The sequence below is a fragment of the Sorangium sp. KYC3313 genome (assembly GCF_052075895.1).
Lineage (GTDB): Bacteria > Myxococcota_A > Polyangia > Polyangiales > Polyangiaceae > Sorangium > Sorangium cellulosum_B.
Genome location: NZ_CP197255.1, coordinates 8,455,119 through 8,480,293, shown reverse-complemented (window position 1 = coordinate 8,480,293; position 25,175 = coordinate 8,455,119). Strand labels below are relative to the sequence as shown.

The following is a 25,175-nucleotide window of genomic DNA, read 5'->3' as shown; positions in this document are numbered from 1 at the left end:
AACGTGGCACGCGAGATGATTGCGCACTTCACGATCGACGAGGTCCCCGCGGCCCGGGTGCTCCGCTTCGAGTCGATCCACGAGGCCGGCAGGCCGCTCGTCCTCGACGTCGAGGTGTACCTCCACACGTACCAGGAGCTCGAGGCGATGATCGGCAAGCCCGCGGCGCTCTCCTTCGGCGCGCCCGGGGAGGCGCCGCGCGTCATCGCGGGCACGGTGGAGGCCGCGACGTCGATCGGCACCACCGAGCTCGGCGTCGAGGGGCTGCTGGGCGTCCGCTACGCCGTCCGCGTCGTCTCCTCGCTCGCGCTCCTCGCGCGCAGCATAGGCTCGCGGATCTTCCAGGACATGAGCGCCAAGGAGATCGTGGCGAAGGTCCTCGAGGATCACGGGATCACCCGCGTCGCGTGGCGGCTGAGCGGCGACTGTCCGAAGCGCGAGTACTGCGTGCAGTACCAGGAGAGCGCGCTCGCGTTCATCTCGCGGCTCATGGAGCACGAGGGCGTCTACAGCTTCGTCGAGGTGGACGCCGACGGCGAGCTCCTCGTCTTCGACGACGACAGCACCGTCGCCGGGCCGATCGCGGGCGACCCCGCGCTGCCGTTCCGCCGGCGCACCGGGCTCAGCGCGGCCGACGAGCGCGACGCCATCTACTCGATCCGCGAGCTCGAGCGGGTGCGCTCCGGCAAGTTCGTCCTCCGCGATTTCGACTTCAAACGGCCGAAGCTCGATCTCACGGCGACCGCGGCGTCGGGCGAGAACGACGCGCTGGAGCGCTACGACTACCCGGGCGGCTACTTCGAGCCGAGCGAGGGGCAGCGGCTCGCGCAGATTCGGCTGGAAGAGGAGCAGGTCGAGCGGCGCACGATCGAGATCGACACCGTCTGCTCGCGCCTCGCGGTCGGCCAGAAGCTCACGATCACGGACGCCGGCGAGCTCGACGGCGAGTACTTCCTCTTCGCGGTGAAGCACACCTACGTCCACGAGGAGGACGACGCGCTCGGCGGCGAGCGCGCGACGCCGCGCTCCAGGGCGCGGGCGCGCCTCGTGCCGGCTTCCGTGAAGTACAGGCCGCGGCGCATCACGCCGATCCCGCTCATCGAGGGGCCGCAGACCGCGACGGTGGTGGCGCCCGCCGGCTCCCAGACCGAGGCGATCCACACCGACGAGCTCGGTCGCTGCAAGGTGAAGTTCCACTGGGATCGCAGCGACATCATCGACGACAAGGCGTCGTGCTGGATGCGGGTCGCGCAGCTCCAGACCTCCGGCTCGATGATGCTCCCGCGCATCGGCTGGGAGGTGATCGTCGAGTTCCTCGAGGGGAACCCCGATCGGCCGATCGTGACCGGGCGCCTCTACAACGGCGTCACCATGCCGCCGTACGCGCTGCCGGAGGGCAAGACCCGCACGGCGATCCAGACCGCGAGCACGCCGGGCGGCGGCGGAGCCAACGAGATCCGCTTCGAGGACAAGGCGGGCTCCGAGGAGATCATGGTGCACGCCCAGCGCGACATGAAGACGGTCGCGGCGAACAACGCCAAGCGGAACATCGGCAACAACGAGACGTCGGTCGTCGGGAACAACGCGTCGCTCGAGGTCGGCGGCAACCAGACGACGAAGATCACGAAGGGCTCGCAGAACACGGTGGGCGCGAACCAGACGATCAGCGTCGGAGGCAACCGCAACGTCGAGGTGAACGCGGTGTCGGCGCTGACGGCGAAGGGCAACGCGACGACCACCGTGGGCGGCAACCAGTTCGAGATGGACGGCAACCCCCTCGAGGCGATGCTCGCGCTCGCGGCCCAGGCGGCGGTGCAGTTCGCGAGCGTGATGGCCAACAACGCGATCGCGGCGGTCCAGGGGCAGGTCGACGGCGCCATCAACCAGGTGATGGCGCCCATCAACGGGCTGACCCAGAAGGCGGCGGGGGTCGCGGGCGCGATGCAGGCTGTCGCCGGCGGGGACATGAGCCGCATGCCCGGAATGATCGCGAACGCGTCGGGCATTCCCGGCGCGAGCCAGCTCGCGGCCTCGATGGGCGGCGGTGGGGGCGGGGGCGGCGCCGCCGGCGGCGCGCCGGGCGCCGCGGCGCCCAACATGCTCGCCTCGATCGCGTCGAACGTGGCGCAGAGCAGCCTCGCCGGGAAGGTCTTCGTGAAGCCGGAGGCGCTCGCCTCGGCCCTCGGCATGGACGGGGGCGGCGGCGGCGGCGGGTCGACGGCCAACGTCGGCGGGCCGGACGGCGCCGTCGATGGCGTCGACGCGACCGACCGCGAGAAGGGGCCCGGGCACACGACCGCCAAGGTCACGGGCACCCACAAGGAGGACGTGGGCTCGATGAAGGTCCTGGGCGCGATCCAGGACATCGACAACAACGTGACCGGCAAGAAGACGATCGACGTCGGCGCCGCGACAGTGCAGGTGGCGTTCGGCAGCTACGCCGAGAGCGTCACGGGCTCGAAGACCGAGAAGGCGACGGGCCTGGTCGTCCTCAGCAACGGGGGCGAGAGCGAGACGGTGACCGGCTCGCGCACCGCGATGGTGGGCGGCGCGGTCGTCGACAAGCTCAAGGGATCGCACGTGGTGCAGGCCGTGGGGCCCGCGACGTTCATCGGGGCCTTCCACAAGGTGGAGGCGAAGGGCGCCATCGTCTTCAAGTGCGGCGCCAGCGAGGTGGTGATCGACGGCGCCGGCGTCACCATCACGTCCCCGCTCGTGACCATCCTGGCGCCGAAGATCCAGCTGCCGAAGAAGGTCTCGGAGGTCTGATGGCGGCCCAGTTCGACGGTGGATCGCGGGCGGCTTCTGCGTCGCTCTCGCTGGAGGAGCCGGACGCCGGGACCATGGCGGAGGAGGCGTCCGAGTCGCCGCGCGTGACCCTCGACGACGTGCTCGCCGAGCCGGCCGCGGCGCCGCTCCCGGCGCGGACGGCGCAGCCGCTCGGCGCCGCCATGCGGACAGCGCGCGTCGCGTCGATCGCGGGGCGGAAGGCGTCGATCCACGTCCGTGGCGCGGAGGGGCCCGTCGACGCCCAGATCGCGCCCGACGTCGATCCCGAGGTGATCGCCGACGCCCGCGCCCGCGGCGACGCCGTGCTCGTCGAGCTCTGCGAGGGCGAGCCCCCGCTGATCGTCGCGGCCCTGACGACGCAGCGGCCGCATACGCTCCACCTCAAGGCGACAACCGTCGCCATCGAGGCGGAGCAGGAGCTGCTGCTCCGCTCCGGCCGAGGCGCGGTCCGCATTCGCCAGGACGGCGACATCGAGGTCGTGGGCAGCCGCATCAGCGCCGCGTCGCGGGGGCTGTTCCGGATCGTCGGGAGGCTCTTGCGGTTGAATTGACGGCACGCGCGGCGTGCCCGCTGGAAGGCACGGCTGTCATAGCTTTCACTCAGGGAGCGTCGAAACAGCGATGCGAACGGCACCTGTCCCCAACATCCCGGCCATCCCGGGGATGAACCCCGGAGTCTTCGTTCTCGGCGGCGGCGGTGACGGCGGCGGGGCCGGCGGCCGCGGGGGCGGCGCGGGCAAGGACAAGCAAGGCGCGAACGGCAAGAACGGGGGCGACGACGCGTCCGGGGGCGGCAAAGGCGCCTGCGGCTCCGGCCAGAACGGCGGGGCGTGCCCCAACCATCATGGCAAGAAGGGGAGCGGCAAAGGCTCCAAGGGAGACCCTGTCGACATCGTGACAGGGCGTGTCTTCACGATCCCCGTCACCGACGTGCACTTGCCGGGCCCGCTGCCGCTGACGCTGACCCGCAGCTACACGAGCGCCGCGCGCGACCGCGACGTCGGGCTCGGGCGCGGCTGGTACCACTCGTACGCGTGGGAGGTGGAGGTGCACCGCGGCCGGACGAGGCTCTGGACCGGGAACGGCATGTACGTCGACTTCACGCCGATGCGCGTCGGCGAGTCGGCGGTGGGCCCCTCCGGGTGGCTGCTCGTCCGCGGCCAGACCGGCTTCGTGCTCGATCGGGGCGACGGCCGGTGGCTCGTCTTCGAGCACGCCTGGCGAGACCGCTACCTCCTGTCGGCGGAGACCGACTCTCACGACAACCGCATCTCGTTCTTCTACAAGGAAGGCGTCCTGGCGCAGATCGTCGACTCGGTCGGTCGCAAGGTCGAGGTCCGCTCCACGAGGGAAGGGCGCATCGCGTCGTTCGAGGTGAAGAACGCGGCGCACCGGGGCCAGCTGGTCCCGTTCGCGCGGTACCGTTATGACGACGCGGGGGACCTGGTGCTCGCCGAGGACGCGATGGGCGCGGCGACAAGGTACACGTATACGGATCATCTCCTGACGTGCCAGGAGCACCCGACGGGCCTTTGCTTCTACTTCGTCTATGACGGGGAAGGGCGGTGCGTCGAGACCTGGGGCGCGTACCCGGGGCGCGAGGACGAGAGCCTCGCCGCCGACGTCCCGGCGGTGCTCGCCGACGGGATCACGGCCGCCAAGGGAATCTTTCACACGAAGCTCGAGTACGGGCCTCACAACTATGTGGAGGCGGCCGACTCGATCTCGGTCGAGCGCTTCTTCGGAAACGACTTCGGGAGCGTCGACAAGGCGGTCACGGCCGCCGGCGTCTTCTGCCGCACGTACGACGCGTGGGGAAACCTGCTGTCGTTCACCGATGCGACGGGGGCGACGACCCGCTGGGAGCGGGACGCCCGCGGGCGAGAGCTCCGGATCACGGATGCTCTCGGCCGGGTGACCACGTTCGAGCGGGACGCCGACGGGCACATCCGGAGGGCGGTCGATCCTGCCGGGGGCGTCATCGAGACCGGGCGCCTCACGGGCGGGCTCGTGTGGCGCGACGCCATCGGCGCCACCTTCGAGGTGCACTTCGATCGCCGCGGGCTCACCACGCGGACCGTCGCGCCGAACGGCGGGCAGACGCTGTACAGGTACGACGATCACGGAAACCTCATCGAGCGGACCGATCCCACGGGCGCGGTGACGCAGTACACGTACGACTACTGGGGCCGGCGCCAGAGCATGCTCGACGCGTCGGGGGCGATGGTCACGTACGCCCACGACGACGCCGGCCGCCTCCGATCCGAGCGAACGCCGGACGGCGGCGTGACGCGCTACGAGTACGACGCGTCCGGAAACTGCACGTCGATCTGGCACCCGAACGGCCACACCACCACGCACCGCCATGCGGGGTACAACCGCATCGTCGAGACGCGAGAGCCCGACGGGCGGATCAGCAAATATCGATACAACCGCGAGGGGCGCCTCGTCGAGGTGCACAACAGCCACGGAGAGGTGCACCGCATCCGCCTGAACGCCGCCAGGCTCGTCTCGGAGGAGGTCACCTTCGACGGCCGCACCCTTCGTTATCGTTACGACGCCATGGGGCGTGTGGTGCAGTTCGAGAACGGCCTCGGCGAGAAGACCGGGTATGTGTACGATCTCGTCGGTCGCGTCGTGGAGCACCAGTACCCCGACGGCGGCGTCGAGACGTTCGAGTACGACGAGCTGGATTACATCATCGCCGCGCACGGCCCCTCCGGCGACATCTTCTTCGAGCGCAATCTCCTGGGCTGGGTGACGTGCGAGCGGCAGGTGGGCGGCGGCGAGACGTTCTCGGTGGAGAGGAAACATGACTTGATGGGCAATGTCATCGAGCGAAAGACCTCCCGCGGACACCACCAGACCTGGGTGCGCGACGTCGCCGGCCGCGCGCTCCGGGTGACGCTCGACGGCAACGAGCAGCTCGGCGTCGTCCGCGACGCGCTCGGGCGAGAGACCGCTCGCTATTTGCCCGGCGGCGGGCGTGTGGATGTCGTCTATGACGGGCTCGACCGCATGGTCCAGCGCACCGTGTCTCGCGGCGTCGCAGGCCCTGTGGTTGCTGCAGGTCAGCCCGACTGGATCGGGGCGCTCCCCCACGACCTCACCCTCCGACAAGCGGTTCACTACACGCCGCAGGGCGATGTGGCCGCGGTCGACGACGATCGCTCGGGCGCCGAGCGATGGGAGCACGATCCGCGCGGGCAGGTGCTGGCGCGCACCGACGTCCACGGGCAGGGCGAGCACTTCCGGTACGACGCGGAGGGCAACGTGCGAGAGCTCGGCCCCGGCGCGCCGGAGCGCGAGTACGGGCGCGGCAACGTGCTGCTTCGGCGCGGCCCCGTGTCCTACGTGTGGGACGGCGACGGGAGGCTGATCAAGCGCCGTGTGGTCATGCCGAGCGGTCAGGAAGCCACGACGAGCTATGAATGGAACGGCGCGGGTCTTCTGAGCGCGGTGGTGCGCCCCGATGGCGTCCGGATCGAGCATGTCTACGATCCCTTTGCCCGACGCCTCGAGAAGCGCGTGGTCAGGCGAGACGAAGGCGGGCGCATGGACACGCTCTCCACGACGCGGTTCATCTGGGACGGCGACACGCTCGTTCATGAGATCAAGAGCGAGCGGGGCCCGGAGGGCGCCCGGGTCACCCAGGAGAGGACGTACTGCACCGACGAGGAGACGTCGGCGCCGTGGGCGCAGAAGGACGCCAGGAGCGGCGAAGGCGACGCCGTGTCGGCCGAGTGGTACTATTACCTGAACGACCCTGTCGGCAGGCCGGAACGCCTGCTCGACGCCGCCGGGCATGTCGCCTGCGAGCTCGACCGCACGGTGTGGGGCGCCGCGCGCCCGCGGGAAGGCGCGCGCACGGAGACGCCGCTACGGTTCCTCGGGCAGTACTACGACGACGAGACGGGTCTCGCGTACAACCGCTATCGCTACTACGACCCCGCGGTAGGACGGTACATCAGCGTCGACCCGGTCGGGCTGCTCGGCGGGCAGAACGGGTTCTCCTATGCGGGGAATCGGCCCACGAAGATGGTGGACCCGACGGGGTTGATGTTCTCGACCACCACGGGGCGGAAGGACGCGAACGGCAATCCGCTGCCGGACATCCAGGGGAAGAGCTCGACCGTCCAGAGCGACGACGACCTCGACCCGGCGCTGAGGGACGCGGTATCGAACGCCCGCGAGAAATTCAGGGACCCTGACAAGCCGGAAAGCGATCCTCGAAACCTGGACGCCGGCGGCAAGGTCAAGCCGAACCCGTCCAGCAAGGCGGGCAGGTGCGCCGAGATCGACGGGTTGAACCAGCAGGCAAAGGACATCCGGCAGCGCCTTGGCAAAGATGCGAACGGCAGGGATTGCGAGAAGTGGGCGAAGATGTCCGAGGCCGAGCGAAATGCCCGGATCCGGAACGAGCTGCGTGAGGAATACCGCCGCGGCGCGAAGATTGAGGCACATTCGAACAAACAGAAACCCAAGGCATCGTCGGAGAAGCCTTGCCCGTTCTGCGCGCAGGTCTTCCGTGAGCTGGGCATCCACCCGGAGAATATCAATGCTGACCCGAATAAGGATGTGTCCGACGAGGCCAAGAAGAGAGCTAGGCTCACTGCGGATGATGCCAAGGGCGGTGTCATATACAATGGGAAAACGTGGGATCACAAGAAAGATGGCGTCTACGAGCCGGACAGGAACGATCCGGGGAAGAACGTGGCGCGAGAGAATCCATCCGCGACCAATGTCGTCCCCAAGCTGAACCCGGACGGCTCGCAGCAGAAGAACTCGCGCGATCCGAACGCATTCCTGGACGAGCACGGCAATTACAGGCGACCGGACAAGCCGCCGCCGCCGCCGGATCCGAAGTTCGCACCGCCTGAGGACGTCAGCACCGATCCGACCCGAAACCGGAAGAAAAAATGACAGGCATCGGCGAAGAGGCTGCGTTTTCAGGTTTGCTCACCGGGCTAGAGCGCGCGCCGGACGCGGTCTGGCACGTCACGCGGGCCCTTCTCGCCTCTCCGGCGGTCGCGGCCTGGCTCCACCGCGAGCCGCGTCCTCCCGCCTCGCCCGAACAGGGCCCGTGGTCAGCGCTGGAAGAGCTCTGGGCGGGCTCCCGCCCTGGTGAGCGGGCCTTGATCAGGGCTCCTGCGGGCTCTGGCAGGAGCGCTCTGCTCGGCGCGTTCTGTCTTCATCTCATGCGGAGAGGGCTGGCCCGCGTGGCGTTCATCCCGATCTCGGTCCACAGCGGCATGGCGGATCCCTCGATATGGGTCGCCGCGCTGCATGCGCGGCTCCGAGCATTGACGTCCAGAAAGGCATCCGAGCGCGCGCTCGCCCCGCGCGTGGCAGATGACATCCGACCGATCCTCGACGGTGACGAGAACCCCGACATGCCGCTGCTGCTCGTCCTCGACGGCGTCCACGAGAACGACGATCCGGCGGTATGGCCGCGCATCGGATGGTCAACGGGCCTGCCCGGGAACGTCCGCGTGTGGGTGTCTGCGGACAACGACCCCGGTGTCACGGCCGCCCGATGGGGTGAGGCCCTTCATTGGTTGAACGATTGGTCTGATGTCGTCCTGGAGATGCCGTCGGAGCGCTCCGTCGCGGCGTTGCCCGGTGACGTCGACGCGGATACCGTGTGCGTCTTGAGCGCTGCCAGCGGGCCGATAGCGGAGGCAGAGCTGGTCCAGATCGTGGGCGGCGATCAGGCCGAGACCCGAGTGTCTGCCACGTTGCGGAAGCTCGAGCCATGGCTCTGTCACACAACCCATGGCGCCGCGTTCCTGCATCGAAGTCTCGGGAAAGATCTCGCTCTGCGCTCGAGCCATCTGGGCGATGCCCGTGGTCAGGCGCTCTTGACCGCACATGTCCGGGCGACTCTCGATAGCTACTCCGAAGGGAGCATCGCCCCTGTCGCTCGATCGGAATACGTCATTCGATACGGGGCGATGCACTTCCTGCGACACGATGCCACGGCGGAAGAGCTCGATCGCGTGATCGCCGAGCCGATGCGCGCCGCCTGGGAACCCCTGGATGGCGGTGCGTTCGGCTTTCGTGCGCTCGTCGTCGCCGCGTGGCGGCGAAGCCACGCAGCGTTCGGCGAAGCGACGTCGGAAGCCTCGCGCGGCCGTTGCATGGTGCAGGCGCTGCGGTTGCGAACTATCTTCGAGCAGCTCATCACTTCGTTCGTGCACGCTCTCCCGGACGTGGTTGGCGGTGCCATCCACGAGGGGATCTTTCGACCGGGCGCAGGCATCGAACTCGCCAGGCCGCTGAGCGAGAAAGACAGGCTGCGGCTGTGGAGGGCGGTCCGGCCCGCCGTGTCCGAGGCGGATGTGGTATGGCCAACACCATTTCTGCACGAAGCAGAACGCGCCGTCGCAGGGATCGAGGCCGCCGGCGCGACCGAGACCCCCTCGGCATACGCGCGAGACCGCAGAGGCTTCGTATTGCGCGAGTTGAAATGGCGTCGTGTCGTGAAAGCGCTCGTGATCGGCGCGCTCCGGCGTATCGCCGAGCGGTTGCGCTTCCCCGCGCGGGAGGAGGTTCTGCTGCTGGCGGCCAGGCGCCTCGCCGGGATCCATCCAGAGCGCCGTGCGTTCTGGGCTGCCCTGCTGGCGCCGCTCTACCCCGAGGAGCGCCGCGCTGAGCGACTCGAAGACGTGGACGCGCAGATCTCCGCCTTACCGGAGCTCGGAGATCGCCTCGAAGTGTTGACGGAGCGGCTCCTGGGGACCTCGGCGGGAGCCAGCGCGATCGTTCAACGAGCCATGGGATGGCTGCTGTCCTCCGAACGGTTTCCGCTCACGGCGCAGCGCTTTCTCTTTCATATTCCCGAGAGTGAATGGAACCGATGTGTTCCCGACGAGGCCCGAGCGCTCGTCCGTCGCTGGCAAGGCGAATCGCGAGGATCCGCGGATTCGCTCGGGCCGCTCCGCTGCGGGCAGTTGCCTCCGTGGCTCGCGGCCGAGGTGCAGGATGCTCCCCTCGCGGAGGTGAAAGAGCGGACGGACGTCTCCGACCGCAACTACGTCGCCTCCGAGCTCGTCTCCTTCGTCACGGCGGACGTCCGCGCGGAGCTGGCACGCATGTTCTTCTCGGAGCCGCCAGAGGCCTTTCGCGGCGAGGGCCGCGCCATCGAGAACTGGGCGGAATCGGCGACGCTGGAGGAGCTCCGTTACATTCACCAGAAGGTGTTGCCGTGCATGGGCTCTCAGATTGACGATGCGCTCGCGGCGCTCTCTCTCCGTGCAGTGGAGCTCGGCGACAGAGACCTTGCGACCAGCTTTTGTGCCGCGATGGAACGGGACGACGACCGGCATCAGGCCGAGTTGGAGATCGCGCTCGCTCTGGGCTCGTTTTTCGACGTGGAGCGCCTCGTGCGTCCGGACCTGGAGGACGAGGAAGCGTCTGGAATGCTCGGGATGGTAGGGAAGGCGCTGAAGAGCGAGGAGCACGCGGCTCGCTTCGCGGAGCTCGTGCGCGGCGCTGCTCGAGCATCGAACAGGCTGTCTGCGTGGGCGACCGTGTTCCCGTCGCTCTCCCCGGAAGCGAGGGAGAGCTTGTCCGCCGTCGTCGCCGACACGGTGAAAGAGGCGCTCCACGAGCCCCCCGAGGAGTCCGACGGCTCGCTCTGCCGCATGTTCCCGTGGATGTCAGAAGAGAGCCTGTGCGACGTGTGGCGAGAGCGCGCCTCACCCGACGCGTGGCGCCCCACGATCGCCGAGATCACGCCTCTCTTCACGTACGATCGACGTTATGACAACGGCTCGTGCCTGGACACGCTCCTCCTGCGTCTGGGAGGTGAAGCCGCGCTCGTGGCCTGGGCCAGGACGCTCGCCGAGCTCGATGATTGGTTCTCGGAGATCGGGCCCGGACCCGAAGAGGGCTGACCCCGCGCGTCCGCGGCGATGTGGCCATCGCCGCCTGGGTTACCGATTCAGCTCGTCACTCCCGGACGACGCCCCCTCCGGCCGCGCTGCCGGAGCCCCAGGGACGCCGCGAGCAGCGCCGTCAGCGCGAGGGCACCCCCGGACGGCGCGCGGCTCGCCGAGCGGCAGCTACAACCAGCCGGCTCGCCCGACTCCTCGCCGGAGGTGCCCCCCGACGACGCCTGGGCGGCTGACGTTGAGCTGGGGGACCCTCCACCCGTGGCCGCACCCGTCGAGGGCGCTCCTCCGGAGCCGGAGCCGGCGCCGACGTCACCGCCGCTGCTGGCGCTGACGCTGCTGACGCTGCCGTCGCCACCGCCGCCGCTCGTGCTTCCCCCCGTGCCACCCCCGCCGGCGCCCTCGCCCCCGACGGGCGAGAACTGCCAGAAGTTCATGTTGAAGAGGTTCGACCCGCCGCCGGTGAAGACGAGATAGAGATCGTGCACGCCTGCGGCGCCGTCGACCGCACACGACACGTCGCTCCACTTCTGCCAGCCCCCCGTCGCCCCGACCGCGCAGGTGCCCACGAGCTTGCCGTCGCGCGCATCCAGGCGGAGCTCGATGCTGCCCCCCTCCGCGCCGCTCGCGACGCGCGCGCTGAAGCTCTCCGCCCCTTCGCCGAAGTCGACCCCGCGGAGGCGCACCCAGTCTCCGTTGTTGATGAGCGAGAGGTCCATCCCGCCCTCCTCGCAGCGCTCGGTCTCGATGCCGCGCTGCGCGTTGAAGGTCTCGGCTTCGACGCGCGCGTAGGGGTCGAGGTTCTTGACCTGCTTGAGCCCGTCCGTCGTGTAGGTCACTGGCACGATCGACCCGTCCTCCTTGTAGGTGAACGACTCGATCCCGAGGTTCCGGCGATAGCCCGGGGGCTCGCCGGCGTCGTTGGCGACGGAGCGATTGTGGTAGGCGTGGTACCAGGAGCCGCCGAACTCGAAGATTGCCGCGTGGTTGTTGTTGTTGTTGTTCTTCGGCGGCTGGGGCCCCACCGTGCCGCGGTGGGTGAAGCCGGAGGTGGGGCTCGAGCTCGTGAGGTAGTCGATCCGCATGCCGTTCGCGGGGTTCGTCGAGTACGACAGATAGTAAACGCCGTTCCGCTTGTGCATCCAGGCGGCCTCGAAGAAGTACGGGACCGTCATCGCGATGGCCGAGCCCGAGACGCTCACCATGTCGTTGTTCAGCTTGATGACGCGCGCGTTCTGCTCGCCGTTGCCGCCGAAGTAGAGGTACGCCTGGCCGTCGTCATCGATGAAGACCCCCGGATCGAAGAGCCAGATGTTCTGGCCCGAGGCGCCGGGGGTGCTCGAGGTGATCAGGGCGCTGCCCTTCGCGTCTCTGAACGGTCCGGTCGGGCTGTCGCTCTTGGCGACGCCGATACCTGATCCGTTGTTGGCGAAGTACATGTAGATGTTGCCGTTGCGCTCCACGAGCGAGGGGGCCCACGTGTTGGCCGCCCAGGAGGCGTCGCGGGGCACGCGGATCACTTCCCCGTGGTCGGTCCAGTTCTTCATGTCGCTGCTCGAGATGGCCACGAACGAGGCCATCTTGTAGCCGTCGTCCGAGCCGTCCGCCTTGACGTTGTCGTCGTCGTTCGAGCCGTAGAGATAGACGCGCCCGTCGTGCACCAGCGAGGCCGGGTCGGCGAGGTAGCGGTGCGAGGCGATGGGGTAATCGGCCAGCGCGGAGGGGCTCGCGACGAGCCCGACCGTGGTGAGCGCGAACCCGCAACAAGCCGTTCTCGCCAATGTACGTGAGCGACGCATGTTCACCTTACCTGTTGGTCCAGAGCCCTTGAGCATGGCCGCTCGGGCGGCGCTTCGCCCCCGAACTGGTACAGGCGAGGTCCCGAGCGCAGGCTTCCAGGGCGAAGCGAAAGGATGTCCCTGGTGGTCAAATGTGAACGTTCACATGGCCGATGTCAATCAAAATGGACCGGCGCGCGGCGAGCCTCGACTCGTCTCGACGCCGGCGCTGAACGGCGCCCGACTCGAGCGCGGGTGTCCTCAGCCCTGCGCGCTCTGGTCGATGAGCGCTTGCCACTGCGCCTTGAGCGCCGGATCGGCCTCGAGGCGCTCATGCCAGATCCTGTGGAGCGCGATCCAGCTCTGCGGGGTCAACCCATAGTGGCTCTGGATCTGCGGGATGTGATTCGGATGGTCGCGCAGGTCGGCGCACAGGCGCGCGTACCGCGCGAGGGAGATGCGCGCCACGCGGCGCATCGTCTCGTCGTCCTCCATGCCGGCGTGCGCTTGTGCGGTGGGCTCCGCGGGCGTGGGGCTCGCGGATGGCTCGGCGGCGCTTGGCTGAAGGAAGGGAAGGGCCCAGCTCCCCGTCGGGATCTGGGGCGGTTGCGGAGCGATATCCCCCCTGGCGGGCCGCGATGGCGCGGGGGATTGGCCCGGACGAGCGAAGGGCAGGGCGTTGTCGGCGGGCGGCGAGGGGGTCGGTCGCGAGAACGGCAGGCGATTGGCGGCCGGCGGCGAGGAGGCCGGGCGCGAGAAGGGCAAGGCGTTGTCGGCCGGAGGCACAGGGGCCGGTCGCGAGAAGGGCAGAGCGGCATCGAGCGGAGGCAACGGGGCCGGTCGCGAGAAGGGCAGAGCGGCATCGAGCGGAGGTAACGGGGCCGTGCCTGAAAAGGGCAAGGCTCTGTCGGCCCCTAGCGCGCCGACCGTGCCGATGGCCGTCGTGTCCATCTCCGGGCTGTCTGCCGGTGACGCAGTCGTGCCCTCGACCGCGGGCGCGCTCGACACGTCTTGACGGAACGGCAGCGCATCCCGGCCCGGGAGAGGCGTCGTGCCGAGGAGCGTCATGCGGGCTCGCGGCGCAGTCGATGGCCGCTCCAGCCTTGGCATGGGCAGCGGCGACGGCACCGCCGGCAGCAGCGACGCGGAAGGCACGGCCGGCGGCAACGGCGAAGGCACGGCCGGCGGCAACGGCGAAGGCACGGCCGGCGGCAACGGCGAAGGCACGGCCGGCGGCAACGGCGAAGGCACGGCCGGCGGCAACGGCGAAGGCTGCACGACCCCGGGCCGCGGCGCGGCGGCATTCAGCCTGGCCCAGGGAGATCGCGCAGCCCCCTCGTCGCTCACGCCCGCGGCGGGCGGCGGCGTCGCCCCATCCAGAGGCGCCCCCTGCAGCGGGGCGATGCGCGCGGCAGGCGCCACCGGCATCGGCCCTTCCAGCTTCCTGCGCGCGCCCCGCGCCTTCTCCTCGGCGCGGCGCTTCTGCGCGGCGACGAGCTCCAGGTACCGGCGACTCGATCGCAGCTGCCCGCGCGCGGCCTGCGCGGCGAGCCTGGACATCCACCGCTCCCGCGCCGCCTCCCACGCGGCGGCCGAGAGCCCCGCGTCCGCGAGCACCTCGTCGCGCGGCAGGCCCGCCTCGAGGGCCCCGGCCACGGCGGCGAGCTCCTCGAGCCGGATCGATCGGACCTCCTCGTCGCGCCCCACCATGTCCACGAACATACCCCCTCGTCACCGTCGGGCGGCGCGCTGCGGCGGCCCGGTCGATGTCGCCCCGCGGCCGTCCCGGTTACCTCATCGCCCGCTGAAACCGCGCCATGAGCGCGTCGTCCTCGAGCATCGCCGCGGTCCATCGCTGCTGCGCGCTCAGGTAGTCCTCGAGCGTCAGGTCCAGGCGGCTCAGCACCGTCGCCATGTCGGTGCCCCGCTTCAACCCGCGCGCGGCCTCGAGGAAGCGCTCGAACGACAGCTCGCTCTTCGCTCGGGCGCGCTGCACCCTCGCGAACGTCTCGGCGAAGGCGACGACGAGCGGCGGCACGCCCACCTCCTCGCCGTCGTCGTCGTCCGCCTCGGAGAGCCGCGCCTGCCAGGCGTCGTCGAGCGCCTCCCAGCCGGCCTCGTCGAGCCCGTGCGCCGCGAGGAGCGCCGCGCGGTCGGCGCTCGGGTCTGCGAGCTGGGCGGCCAGCGTCGCGTACACCTCGACGTCGTCGACGTTCTGCGCGCTCTGCGGAGCATCCTTCATCGTCCGGGCAGGCTACCTCAGCGCGCGTCTTGGGGCCCCCTTCGCGCAGGTGTATTCATGGCGCGTGTCCTTCTCATACCTGCCCTTCGTCGCGCCCGGCGGTCAGGAGGGGCAGCCCTCCGCGCCCGCCGGCACGGACGTGCTCGCCCACGACAAGCTCGAGAACGCGCACGCCGCGCTCCGCCGCGCAGCGCTGTCGCTCGAGCACGACGTCGAACCGGTGACCGACCTGACCGGGCCCGCGCGCGCCCTGGAGCGGGCCCTCGGCGCGATCTACGACGCCTTCGACGGCCGCGCCGAACCCCTCGGCGCGGTGCGTGCCGCCCTGGCGGAGACCGACGACATCGCCGCGCAGATCGGGCAGGCGCTCGGGCTCGACGCCGGCTTTGCGGCGGTGGACGAGCTGCTCCGGGGCGCGCGCGGCTGGCTCGAGCAAGCCGCGGCGCGGCTCGCCCTCGTGCCGCCGGCGCCGCCGCTCGACCTGCCGCCGATGCTGGCGAGCCGCGACCGGCCGCGGCTGCACGCGGTCCAGCGGGCGTCGCTCGCGCCGCTCATCAAGGTCCCGGAGCCGCCCCCGGCCGAGCTCGTCGCGAAGCCGCCGCCGCCGATCCCGCGGCCGCGGACGTTCGAGGAGCTCACGGCCGCCGTCGAGGCGCTGAAGCAGCAGGCGCCCGCGCCCGGCGCGCTCCCCGCGGCGGCGGAGGTGCGGCCGCCCGCGGCGCGCCCGGACGAGGGAGCTGCGCGCCCCGTGCCGCCGGGCTTCGCGCCCGAGATCGGCGACGCGATCGACGATCTCGCCTTCCTCCGCGCCCGCGCCCGCGAGTGCTTCGAGGAGGTCGCGATGGTCGGCATGCAGCGGGCGCCGCTTCTCGGCGATCCCTTCCGCGGGGCGCTGATCCTCGAGCGGCGCATGCTCGCGGCCATCGACGTGATCGCGGCGATCGGGGCGCCGGCGCTCGAGCACGTGCCGCGGCTCGTGGCCGACGCGCCCGTGAAGGACGCGAGCGTCGCGTTCGCGGGCGCGATGGTGCTCGGCTGCTTCGCCGGCCGCGACGCGCTCGCCGCGGCCGAGCTCGCGCTGCTCCGGAGCGGCAAGGACAGGGCGTTCATCGACGCGCTCGGCGCTGCCTTGAAGCTGGTCCCGCACGAGCACCTGCCGCTCGCGCTCCGCAGCCTGCTCCGCGAGGGCGAGCCGCTGGTCCGCGCGATGGCGATCGACGTCCTCGCCTACCGCGGCTTCGCGACCGAGGACGAGCTCGTCGCGGCGGCGTCGGACGACGAGGCCCCCGTGGCGGCGTGCGCGCTCCACCACCTCGGCTGCACGCCGTGCCCCCGCTTGCCCGAGCTGATCCAGCGGGCGCTCGCGTCGACCGCGGCGCCGGACCCGGCGCTGCGCGAGGCCGCCTGGACGGCCATGGCGCTCTCGGATCACCCGCACGCCCCGCCCGCGCTGCGCGGCGCGCTGGACGAGGCCGACGGCGCGGACGGCGCGGCGCTCCTGCTCGCGCTCGCCGGCGACGAGGCCGACGCGCGGCTGCTCGCCTCGCGCGTCGCCGAGGCGCCGCGCCGCGGCCTGATCTTCGCCGTGGGCTGGGCTGGAGCGGCCGCCGCGGCGCCGCTGCTCATCGACCTGCTCGAGCGCGACGTGGACGGGGACGTGAAGCTCGCCGCGGCCTACGCGCTGGAGCGGATCACCGGCGCGGGGATGTGGGAGGAGGTCGCGGTGGAGGACGAGGAGATCTTCGTCGCCGATCCGCCCGAGCCCGACGTGGGCGAGCCTCGAGAGCTCAAGCTCGCGCAGCTGGTGAGCGATCCCAACGACCTGCCCGAGGCGCCGGCGCCGGAGATGACGGAGCAGCCCACGGTGGACGCCGCGCGCTGGCGGGCCTTCTGGCGCGAGCGCTGCCAGGGCTGGGACATGAGCGCGCGCTACCGCCGCGGGCGCCCCTACACGCCCGAGGTCGTGCTCGACGAGCTGGACACGGGGCGGGTCACCCCGGGAGAGCGCCGGCTGCTCCAGCGCGAGCTGATCCTCCGCACCGGGCACTTCGTGCGCTTCGATCCGCACGACTTCGTGGTGGCGCAGGAGGAGGCGATCCAGGCCTGGCGGCCGATCGCGGCGCGCGCCTCCGGCGCCCCGGGCCGCTGGACGCGGCCTCGCCGGCGCACAGGGTAAACGGCGCGCGGACGTCGGCGAGCCGAGCCGAGCGCGAGGAGGGGCGCGGTGCTCGGCCCGGAGGACATCGCGCCGCGCGGCGTGAGCCACGCGGCGCCCCTCGTGCGACGTGCGCGGCTACTTCTTGGCGGGCGCGGCCGGCTTCGCCGGGGCGGCGGGCGGCGCGCCCTTGGCCGGCGGCGCGCCCTTCGCGGGCGGCGCCTCGCCGGCCTGCCCGCTGTTGTACATCTGGATCGCGCGATCGGTGAGCTCGAGATCGGCGCGGTAGTAGGGCACGGCCGACTTGTCGAGGATGAGGTCGTAACCCTCCTGCGCCGCGAGGCGCCGGAGGAGGCCGAGCACCTTCTGCAGCATCGGCGTCGTGAGCTCGCTCTCCTTGCGCTGCATCTCGCGCTGGGCGTCGAGCGTCGTCGCCTGGAACTCGGCCGCCTGGCGCTGCCAGGTCTCGAACCTGCGCTGGAGCACGTCCTTCGGCGTCTTGCCCGCCTGCGCCTCCTTGTCGAGCTTGTCCCGCTCGTCGTCGAGCGCGCGGCGCTTCGTGTCGAGCTCCACCTGGCGGCTGTCGAACAGCTTCTTGAGCGTCGCCTGGACGCGGAGCCCTTCCTCGGTCTCCAGCATGGCGCGGCGCACGTCGACGACGGCGATCTTCGACTGCGCCGACGCGGGCGCGGGCGACAGCAGCGCCGCGCTGCCGAGCGCCGCGGCCGCGAGCAGCGGCAGGACGCGCGCCGTGAGCCACCGGCCCGAGGTCGAGCGGGCTGCCAGCGCAGCACCCTGGCTCGCGCCGGCCGGACGCGCAGGGGTGGAGAACGTGGAACAGCGCGCGACGAGCCGCTCAGGAGCGTTGTTTCGCATCGCGGATGGCCTTAGCTACCCGGCCACCCAACGTCAAGAACGTGGCGCGCCCTTCTCGTGCGCTGCCGCCGCCGCGCCCTCCGGGTGCGCGTCCTTGCTCTGCGCAGGGCTCGCGCCCCGGTGCGCCGCCGGATCGTTGTTGCTCGGCGCCTCGGCGCGCTCCTTCCGTACCGAGGCGCCGGTGGTCTTCGCGACCTTGCTCCGCGACGGCGCCCCGGCCCGCTGGGCGGACGGGTCCGCCGCGTGCGGCGGCCGCGACGTCGAGGGCAGCGACCGGCCGAGGCGCTCTCGAGCGAGGGCGATCAGACGCCCGACGTCGTCGTTCCCCCGAAGGAACGCGTCGCGCTGGCGGGGATCTCGCAGGGCCTCGACGCGCGCGGCCAGGGCGGAGAACGCGGCGTCGAGCGCGGCGTTCGCCTCGCGCTCGTCCCCGATCGCGAGGAGAGCCTCCACGAGCGTGACGCGGATCGCGTCGCTCCACTCCTCGATGGGCCCACCCGCGAGGTGGCGCGAGGCCTCGCGCGCCGCGTCGACCGCGGCCCCGAGCTCGCGGCGCGCCAGCTGGACGCGGGCCATCGCGAAGCTCGCCATCGCCTGCAACGCGGCCGCGTGGTGCGCCGCCTCCTCGCAGAGCCAGCGCGCGACGCCGTGGGCGGTCGCGTGGTCACCTGGGGCGCCGCGCCAGACGAGGAAGAGCGCCTCGTACAGCCGGCCGACGATCCTGAGGCGGGAGATCTGGCACGCGTCGGCGATCTCGCTCGCCTGGCGCTCGAGCGCGACGCCCTCCTCGATGTTGCCGAGCCGCGCGCACGACATCCCGAGGTTGTGGAGCGCGAACCCCTCGATCGCCCGGAGCTTCCGGCTCCGCGCGTCGAGCAGCGCGCGCTCGAGCAGCGCCTGCGCCTCCTCGAACAGGCCGAGCTGGTTCAGCGCCGAGCCGGTGTTCACGCGGGCCCTCGCCGCGATGACGGCGTCGCCGGCCTCGTCGGCGTCCGCGACGAGCGACGCGCCCAGAGAGGCGGCGGCGGCCAGATCGCCGACGTGCATCAGCGCGGCCAGGTGGGCCTCGCGGGCGTAGAGGAGCGCGTCGGTCGAGCCGCTCCCGCGCGCGGCCTCCATCGCCGCGTACGCGGCGCGGAGCGCCTCGGCGGGCCGGCCCAGCGCCGCGAGGGCGCGGACGCGCGCCGCGAGGAGCTTCGCGCGGATCGACCGCGAGAGCGCCGCCGCGAACTGCGGAGAGAGCGCGGACGCGGCGCGCGCGTCGCCCTCGGCGCTCTGGCCCGCCTCGATCATGCAGGTCACCGCGACGAGCTGCGCCTCGCCCCACAGATCCGAGCCGGGCAGCGCGAGGCGCGACGCCTGCTCCGCCGCGTCGAGCGCCTCGTCGAGGCGGCCGAGGAGCTCGAGGAGCTCCCCCCGGCGCACCAGGAGCGCCGCGCGCGTCGTCCCCTCGGCCCCGCAGGCGAGCCCGCGCGTCGCGCGGTCGAGCGCCTCGTCGAGCTCCGCGCCGCTCGCCGCCGGGTCCCGCGTCGCGCGCGCGTAGAGCAGCGCGGCCCGCGCCTTGTCGCCGCCCGCCTCGGCGTGGCGCGCGATCAGCCCCGGATCGATGCCCGCGGACTCGAGCCACGCGGCCGCGGCGAGGTGGAGCGCGGCGCGGTCTTCCTCGAGGATCGACGCGTACGCCGCGTCGCGCACGACCGCCTGCCGGAACGCCCACTGCACCTGCCCCGGAGCCCGCGGCTCCAGCTGGCGCGCGATCATCTCGCCCGCCTCCAGCTCGGCGAGCTCCGCGCCCACAGCGCGCTCGAGCAGCGCCGCGACGCCCGCCGTCCAGAAGACCTGGCCGAAGACGGACGCGGCGCGCAGCGCCCCGCGCACCCCGCTCGACATGCGATCGACGCGGGCCTGCACCAGGGCCTGCACGCCGAGCGGCACGCCGTCGCGCCCCTCCGCGGCGGACCGGATGAGCTCCTCCAGGAAGAGCCCGTAGCCGCCGGCGCGCTGGACGATGGCGCCGCGCGTGGCCGCGTCGGCCTGCGGGAGGGCGCTCGCCACGAGCCGATCGGCGGCCTCCGGAGACAGCGGCGGGAGCGTCACGCGGGTCACGTCGCGGTGCTCCCACAGCGACGGGAACCGGGCGGAGAGCTCGGGCCGCGCGAAGGCGAAGACCCCGAAGCGGAGATCGGCGCAGCCGAGCAGCCAATCGACGAGCTCGACCGTGGTGCTGTCGGCCCAGTGCATGTCCTCGATGACCAGGATCTGCGGCGCGGTCTCGGACTTCGAGCGGAAGAACGCCTCCACCGCCATCCGCGTGCGCGATTCCATGAGCTGCGGGCTCTCGCGGGCCGCGCGCAGCGGCTCGTTGCCCTCGTCGGGGAAGGGCACGCCGGCGAGCTCCCCGATGAAGCCGGCGAGGAAGCGGAGCGGGCGGGCCAGGCGCATCGCCACGTGGGCGCTCACCTTCTGCACCTGGTCCTCGAGGCGCTCGCCGTCGCGGATGCCCATGAGCGCGCGCAGGGCGCGGCCCAGCGTCGTGAGGCCAGCGCCCTGGCTCATCGCGTCGCCGCGGCAGAGCAGGACGATCGGCGCGTGCGGCGCCGTCTCGAGGTGCTGGATCAGCTCCGCGCGGACGCGGCTCTTGCCGATGCCGGCGGGGCCCGTCACGATCGCCGCGCGCGGCGCGCCGTCCTCGGCGATCTCGCTGAAGATGCCCTGGAGCCTGGCGAGCTCGCGCTCGCGCCCGAGGAGCGCCGCGGGGAGCCCGGCGAGCTTGCGCGCGTCGAAGCCGGCCGCGTCCTCGTGGATGATCACGCCGCCGCGCGCGTCCTCCTGGACCACGAACCGCCCCTCCAGCGCCGCGGTCGCGTGGGCGTCGATCCGGACCGCGCCGGGCGCCGCGTACTCCAGCTGCTGTGCGGCGCGCTCGAGCGCCTCGCCGGCGAGGCTCGCCCTGCCGCGGACGGCGTGCCCGACCGCGACCGAGGCCCGCGCGCCCGGCGTCGAGCGGGCCACGGTCAGCGCCGCCCGCGCGGCGCGCGCCGCCTCGTCGCCCCGCGAGCGCTCCACCCCGAGCGCCGCGACGAGCCTCCCGTCGGGGAGCGGCTCGAACCGCGGGTCGTCGCCGAGGACCTCGCGGAGCGCGGCGTCCACCGCGGGGCGGAGCGGGCCGGCGCCCAGCTCGAAGAGCGCGCACGCGATCACGCGCCGCTCGCTGCTGGCGAGCCGCACCTGCGGCCGCTCGTCGCCCGGCCCGGCGGGCCCCGGCATGACCTCCTGCGCGGCCGCGTGCCGGACGATCGAGGCGGACCTGTCGGTCGCGGGGGGATCGTTGTTCAGCTCCCCGACCCGCGCGAGCGCGCGCGCCAGCTCGCCGCCGTTCTCGTACCGCTGCTCGCGATCGCGGGCGATGGCGCGCGCGAGCACCTCGTCGAGGGCCTCGGGCACGTCGAAGCGGATCTGCTGCGAGCGCGGGGGATCCTCGACCGCGAGGCGGCTGAGCAGGGCGATCGCGTTCTCGGTCTCGAACACGTTCCTGCCCGTGATCAGGCGGAACAGGACGGCGCCCAGCGAGTACACGTCGGCCCGCGCGTCGACCGCCTCGCCGCGCGCTTGCTCGGGCGCCATGAAATGCGGGGTGCCGATGATCGTGCCGCGCTCGGTCGGGCAGTCGTCCGGGACCGCGAGCTTCACGACGCCGAAGTCGATCAGCTTGATCGCGGTGCCCTTGCCGCGGACGAGGAAGATGTTGGAGAGCTTGAGGTCGCGGTGGACGACGCCGCGGGCGTGGATGGCGGCCATCGCGGCGGCGCTGCGCCGGACGACCTCGACCGAGTCGCGCAGGCCGAGCGGCGCGCGCCGCTGGCGCTGCCCTAGATCCTCGCCGTCCAGCCACTCCATCGCGAAGAACAGGCGCCCGTCGAGCCAGGTGCCGTGCGCGACGTACTGAACGATGTTGGGGTGCCGCAGATCGGCGAGGATCGAGATCTCGCGCGCGAAGCGGGCGCGCTCCTGGGGCGATGCGGCGGCGCGCAGGACCTTGAGCGCGACCGCGGCGCCGGTGCTCTGATCCGTGCCCTTGAAAATATCACCCATTCCGCCGCTTCGGCTGCGGGCTTCGATCATGAAGCGGTCGGTCGGGTCGGTGAACTCCGGGAGCACCGTCCGGATAGGCTACGCGAACCTCGCGTCCTCATGCCAGCGAGAAGGCGCCCTGCGCGGCGCGGAGCGCCGGCGGGCGACCTGGGCCGAAGCCCGAATCGCGCGCCATCGTCGTGCTGCTCCGCAGCGTAGCGCCGCCATGAGCGGCGCGATCGGGACGCGGCGCTCGAAAATTCCAGCCAGGATCCGCGCCGCCGCGCCGTCCGCACCACCCTCCTGCCCGCGCGGGGCCCTCCGTGCGCTCAGAACCCCGCGAGCAGCCCGGCGCCGAGGGAAGCGCTCGGACGCGGAGATCTCAGCGCGCCGGCGAGCGGGTGGTCGACGAGCCCGAGCGCGGCGAGGACCTCGGCGTGGGTATAGAACGAGAGCGTGTCGTTGAGCGCGATCTCGATCCCGCCGCGGAGCCCGAGCGCCATGAACAGCAGGGACACGTCGGTGGCGGGGGCGGCCCGATCGCCGACCTGCGCGACGCCCATCTCGACGAGCGCGCAGGTGACGAGCAGGTCGACCGTGTGAAGGCACGGAGCGAAGGCGCCGCTCGTGTGCGTGCGCGGGTACGGCGATCGCGCTTTCGTGCTCCCGCCGGGGCTCGGGGCGTCCGGGCTCGACACCTCGCCGTGTCCGAGCGCGCTCGGCAGCGCGCTCGGCGTCGAGACGACGAACGTGCCCCGGCTCTCCAGCGAGAAGGAGAGGCTCTGTGACCAGCGAACCCTGACGAGCAAGGAGGCGCCGCCGAACAGCCCCTCGGGCACCCCGAGCCCCGCTATCGCGCCCACGCCGACCCGCGCCGAGCTCCACGGCTCGCCGGGCCTGCTCGCGGGCTCCGGGCGCGCCGGCGCGATCTCCGGGCGAGGCGGCGCGGCGGGCGCTTGCTCGTCGCTCGCGAACGGCGTCAGCGTGAAGGAGATCGCGACCGCGACGGTCTGGGTGAGCTGCTCGCAGGCGCCGTCTCCGTGCGAGAGGTCAAAGCCTCGGCCGGAGACCCGCCCGTCGGCGTTCCGGTAGGTCGTCGTCGCGACGACGTGGGTGCCGTGAGGCCTGATCGCGACGGCGACCTCCTCGGTCGCGTCCTCGCGGAACGGGTCGTACCCGACGCGCAGCCGGATCCGCTCGCGCAGCGCGCGCTCTCCAGGGCACGAGGCCGCTTGCGCATCCTCGCTGTAGCGCAGCCGCAGCGCGCGGCGTGCCGGCTCCGCCGCGCGCGACGGCGCGCTGAGCAGCAGAGAGGCGAAGACGATCATGCAGAGAAAGGAGCGTGCCATATCCCCGGTCGGCGGCTCCGCTGGACGAGCCATCCGTGGCCGCCATGAAGCGCTCTCGAGGCAAAGCACGTCAAGAGCTCACGTCGTTTCTCTTCGCGATCCCGGCTGGCGTCAATTGATGTGATAATCGAAGCGCTTGAATGGTAATGGCCGCGAAATCGCGATTACGCGCGAGCGGGATCCGGATCCGTGGCGAGCGTGACCACTCGTCCGTATGCGCGCAGCTGGCCCCGCGCGGAGCATGAGAATCCGTCGGGGTTGGTGGCAATGCAGACACGCTGTCTGCAATGGCCTGCGCGCGGCAGGCATGCTCCGCCGGCCGCGCGGACCTCTCGGTCAGCGCCGTGCGCGGTCGATCTCGCTGGAGGGGAGGGAGGGGGCGAGGGGGGAAGGGGCCGGCGAGCGGTCAGCCAGCGCTGGCGCCGGCGCTGGCGCCAGCGCGCGAGGCGAGCCGCGCGAGGTCCTTGGGGTCGCTGACGCGGACGAGGATGACGGTGATGTTGTCCCGCCCGCCCCCCGCGTTCGCCTTCTCGATGAGCGCCTGCGACGCCTTCTCGGGATCGGGCTCGGCGAGCAGGATGTCGCGGATCGCCTCGTGGCTCGTCATCTTCGAGAGGCCGTCGGAGCAGAGGAGGTAGACGTCGCCGGGGTGGGGCCGGGCGATGATCAGATCGACCTTGACTGCGGGGGAGATTCCGATCGCCCGGCTCAGGTGGTTCGCCATCGGCCCGGTGATCCCCGCGGCGCCCATCGTGTGATCGGTGGTGAGCTGCGTCAGCTCGTTGTCGCGCAGGCGATAACAGCGGCTGTCGCCCACGTGGCCGATGTAGAGGCGCTGCTTGTTGGGCGAGAACCGCGCGCTGACGAGGGTCGTGCCCATGCCCGTGAGGCTCCGCTCGGCGTGGGCCCGCTCGTAGATCGCCTGGTTCGCTTGCTGGATCGCGACCGCGAGCTCGCTGCCGCGACGAGGGACGTCGGGGTAGGGGCTCTCCGCGTCGCTCTCCACGAACGACTGATCCTTGAACGCGCGCGCGATCGTGTCGACCGCGAGGCGGCTGGCGACGTCGCCGCCCGCGTGGCCGCCCATGCCGTCCGCCACGGCGAACAGGTAGTGCTCGTCCAGGCAGAGGTAGCAGTCCTCGTTCTTCTTGCGTTTCTGACCGGGGTCTGTCTGGCCGACGGCGCTGATGAGCAGGAGCGGCGACGAGCTGGTCGGCTCGTCGACGGCTGCCTCGTCGTCGTAGATGATGGGGACGGCGGACGGCTCCTCGCGCTCGTGCCCGTCGTCATCATCATCATCGTCGTCGTCGTCGCCGCCGTACGACGGGACGCTCGCGCGCTTGATCGTGCTCTGCAGCACCTCCGGCGGCGCCAGCGTGATCAGCGTGAGGTCGTCGTCATCGTCGAACGCGTCGTCGTCGTCGCAGCGCGATGGGCCGTTCGAGCGCTTCCAGTCGGCGCTCGAGACCCGCTCGGTGCGGCCGTGACCTCCTGCGGTGTTCGCGTGGGCGCTCTCGCCCGCGGGCGTGTCGCCCCGCATCCCTGCTGTGCCTGGCCTCGTCGTTGAATCTTCGAGATCTCCCTCCCCCTCGTCGAGGGCTTGGGCTCCTGGGCCCCCCTGCGTCAGCGCCGTCGCCGCGCGAGGACGGGCCCGGTCGCCGTTGTTCGAGCGAAAATACCAATAGATCAGCCCAAGAAGGGCGATTCCCATGACAAGGGCGGCTGCGAGATCGGCCATGTCCCGGCGACCAACGTAGCAAAGGCGCGCCGCGTCTCCGAGATCAACGTGCAGGGGGACGGACGACGGCGATCGATCCTGGTCGAACTTGACCTGCGGAGCTCACACTGCAGGGGCGCACCTTGGGCACCACCCGGCGCGGGGAGCGCCACCTCACCCCGCCGCAGGGCTGCCCGCCCCGTGACGGGCGACCGCTGCAGAGCGCCTCGCCCAGAGCAGCGCGCCTCGCCAGGAAGAGGCTGCGCCTGGCGGGCTGTGCGCTCACCCGGGGCAGGCCGCGC

The 25,175-nt window shown here is 71.8% G+C and carries 12 protein-coding genes; 5 read left to right on the top strand and 7 right to left on the bottom strand.

What is annotated here, in order from left to right; translation table 11 throughout:
* The first annotated feature begins 3 nt into the window (after nucleotides 1–3).
* The 4 genes from ACSRUE_RS32255 to ACSRUE_RS32240 all read left to right on the top strand — a co-directional run bounded on the left by ACSRUE_RS32255 (nucleotide 4) and on the right by ACSRUE_RS32240 (nucleotide 10,688).
* Nucleotides 4–2,769 (top strand): type VI secretion system Vgr family protein, encoded by a 2,766-nt coding sequence (locus ACSRUE_RS32255; protein WP_441286942.1) that lies wholly within the window; start codon nucleotides 4–6, stop codon nucleotides 2,767–2,769.
* The gene (locus ACSRUE_RS32250; protein ID WP_441286941.1) at nucleotides 2,769–3,341 is read left to right on the top strand and encodes a hypothetical protein; all 573 of its coding nucleotides are present in this window, start codon (nucleotides 2,769–2,771) and stop codon (nucleotides 3,339–3,341) included. Before ACSRUE_RS32255 ends, ACSRUE_RS32250 begins: the two co-directional genes overlap by 1 nt.
* 70 nt (nucleotides 3,342–3,411) lie before the next feature.
* On the top strand, nucleotides 3,412–7,713 hold the full coding sequence (locus tag ACSRUE_RS32245; RefSeq protein WP_441286940.1) for an RHS repeat-associated core domain-containing protein: 4,302 nt from the start codon (nucleotides 3,412–3,414) through the stop codon (nucleotides 7,711–7,713).
* A 296-nt stretch (nucleotides 7,714–8,009) separates the two neighbouring features.
* Nucleotides 8,010–10,688, top strand: a complete 2,679-nt coding sequence (locus ACSRUE_RS32240) for a hypothetical protein (protein ID WP_441286939.1) — start codon at nucleotides 8,010–8,012, stop codon at nucleotides 10,686–10,688.
* 47 nt (nucleotides 10,689–10,735) lie between these two features.
* On the opposite strand, the gene ACSRUE_RS32235 is transcribed toward ACSRUE_RS32240, so the two are convergent.
* From ACSRUE_RS32235 to ACSRUE_RS32225, 3 genes are all read right to left on the bottom strand, one after another.
* The gene (locus ACSRUE_RS32235) at nucleotides 10,736–12,484 is read right to left on the bottom strand and encodes a glycoside hydrolase family 43 protein (protein WP_441286938.1); all 1,749 of its coding nucleotides are present in this window, start codon (nucleotides 12,482–12,484) and stop codon (nucleotides 10,736–10,738) included.
* Nucleotides 12,485–12,724: 240 nt separating this feature from the next.
* On the bottom strand, nucleotides 12,725–14,185 hold the full coding sequence (locus ACSRUE_RS32230) for a hypothetical protein (protein ID WP_441286937.1): 1,461 nt from the start codon (nucleotides 14,183–14,185) through the stop codon (nucleotides 12,725–12,727).
* Between the two features lie 67 nt (nucleotides 14,186–14,252).
* Nucleotides 14,253–14,705, bottom strand: coding sequence for a hypothetical protein (locus ACSRUE_RS32225; protein WP_441286936.1), 453 nt, complete (start codon nucleotides 14,703–14,705; stop codon nucleotides 14,253–14,255).
* Between the two features lie 64 nt (nucleotides 14,706–14,769).
* Between ACSRUE_RS32225 and ACSRUE_RS32220 the strand changes: the two genes are divergently transcribed.
* Nucleotides 14,770–16,881 carry a hypothetical protein gene (locus ACSRUE_RS32220; protein WP_441286935.1) on the top strand — a complete coding sequence of 704 codons (2,112 nt, stop codon included), beginning with the start codon at nucleotides 14,770–14,772 and terminating at the stop codon, nucleotides 16,879–16,881.
* Between the two features lie 117 nt (nucleotides 16,882–16,998).
* On the opposite strand, the gene ACSRUE_RS32215 is transcribed toward ACSRUE_RS32220, so the two are convergent.
* The 4 genes from ACSRUE_RS32215 to ACSRUE_RS32200 all read right to left on the bottom strand — a co-directional run bounded on the left by ACSRUE_RS32215 (nucleotide 16,999) and on the right by ACSRUE_RS32200 (nucleotide 24,894).
* Complete coding sequence (locus ACSRUE_RS32215; protein WP_437768046.1) at nucleotides 16,999–17,736, bottom strand: OmpH family outer membrane protein; 738 nt, start codon at nucleotides 17,734–17,736, stop codon at nucleotides 16,999–17,001.
* 33 nt (nucleotides 17,737–17,769) lie between these two features.
* Entirely contained in the window at nucleotides 17,770–21,828 is a 4,059-nt protein-coding gene (locus ACSRUE_RS32210; protein ID WP_441286934.1) for a serine/threonine-protein kinase, read from the bottom strand.
* A 308-nt stretch (nucleotides 21,829–22,136) separates the two neighbouring features.
* A complete protein-coding gene (locus ACSRUE_RS32205; protein ID WP_441286933.1) occupies nucleotides 22,137–23,156 on the bottom strand; it encodes a hypothetical protein in 1,020 nt (339 codons plus the stop codon).
* A 406-nt stretch (nucleotides 23,157–23,562) separates the two neighbouring features.
* Nucleotides 23,563–24,894 (bottom strand): PP2C family protein-serine/threonine phosphatase, encoded by a 1,332-nt coding sequence (locus tag ACSRUE_RS32200; RefSeq protein ID WP_441286932.1) that lies wholly within the window; start codon nucleotides 24,892–24,894, stop codon nucleotides 23,563–23,565.
* Nucleotides 24,895–25,175 lie beyond the last annotated feature (281 nt).

Coding starts and splice junctions, on each gene's coding strand:
- ACSRUE_RS32245 (WP_441286940.1), top strand. CDS start 3,412: ATGCGAACGGCACCTGTCCCCAACATCCCGGCCATCCCGGGGATGAAC.
- ACSRUE_RS32250 (WP_441286941.1), top strand. CDS start 2,769: ATGGCGGCCCAGTTCGACGGTGGATCGCGGGCGGCTTCTGCGTCGCTC.
- ACSRUE_RS32225 (WP_441286936.1), bottom strand. CDS start 14,705: ATGAAGGATGCTCCGCAGAGCGCGCAGAACGTCGACGACGTCGAGGTG.
- ACSRUE_RS32235 (WP_441286938.1), bottom strand. CDS start 12,484: ATGCGTCGCTCACGTACATTGGCGAGAACGGCTTGTTGCGGGTTCGCG.
- ACSRUE_RS32210 (WP_441286934.1), bottom strand. CDS start 21,828: ATGGGTGATATTTTCAAGGGCACGGATCAGAGCACCGGCGCCGCGGTC.
- ACSRUE_RS32205 (WP_441286933.1), bottom strand. CDS start 23,156: ATGGCACGCTCCTTTCTCTGCATGATCGTCTTCGCCTCTCTGCTGCTC.
- ACSRUE_RS32200 (WP_441286932.1), bottom strand. CDS start 24,894: ATGGCCGATCTCGCAGCCGCCCTTGTCATGGGAATCGCCCTTCTTGGG.
- ACSRUE_RS32215 (WP_437768046.1), bottom strand. CDS start 17,736: ATGCGAAACAACGCTCCTGAGCGGCTCGTCGCGCGCTGTTCCACGTTC.
- ACSRUE_RS32230 (WP_441286937.1), bottom strand. CDS start 14,185: ATGTTCGTGGACATGGTGGGGCGCGACGAGGAGGTCCGATCGATCCGG.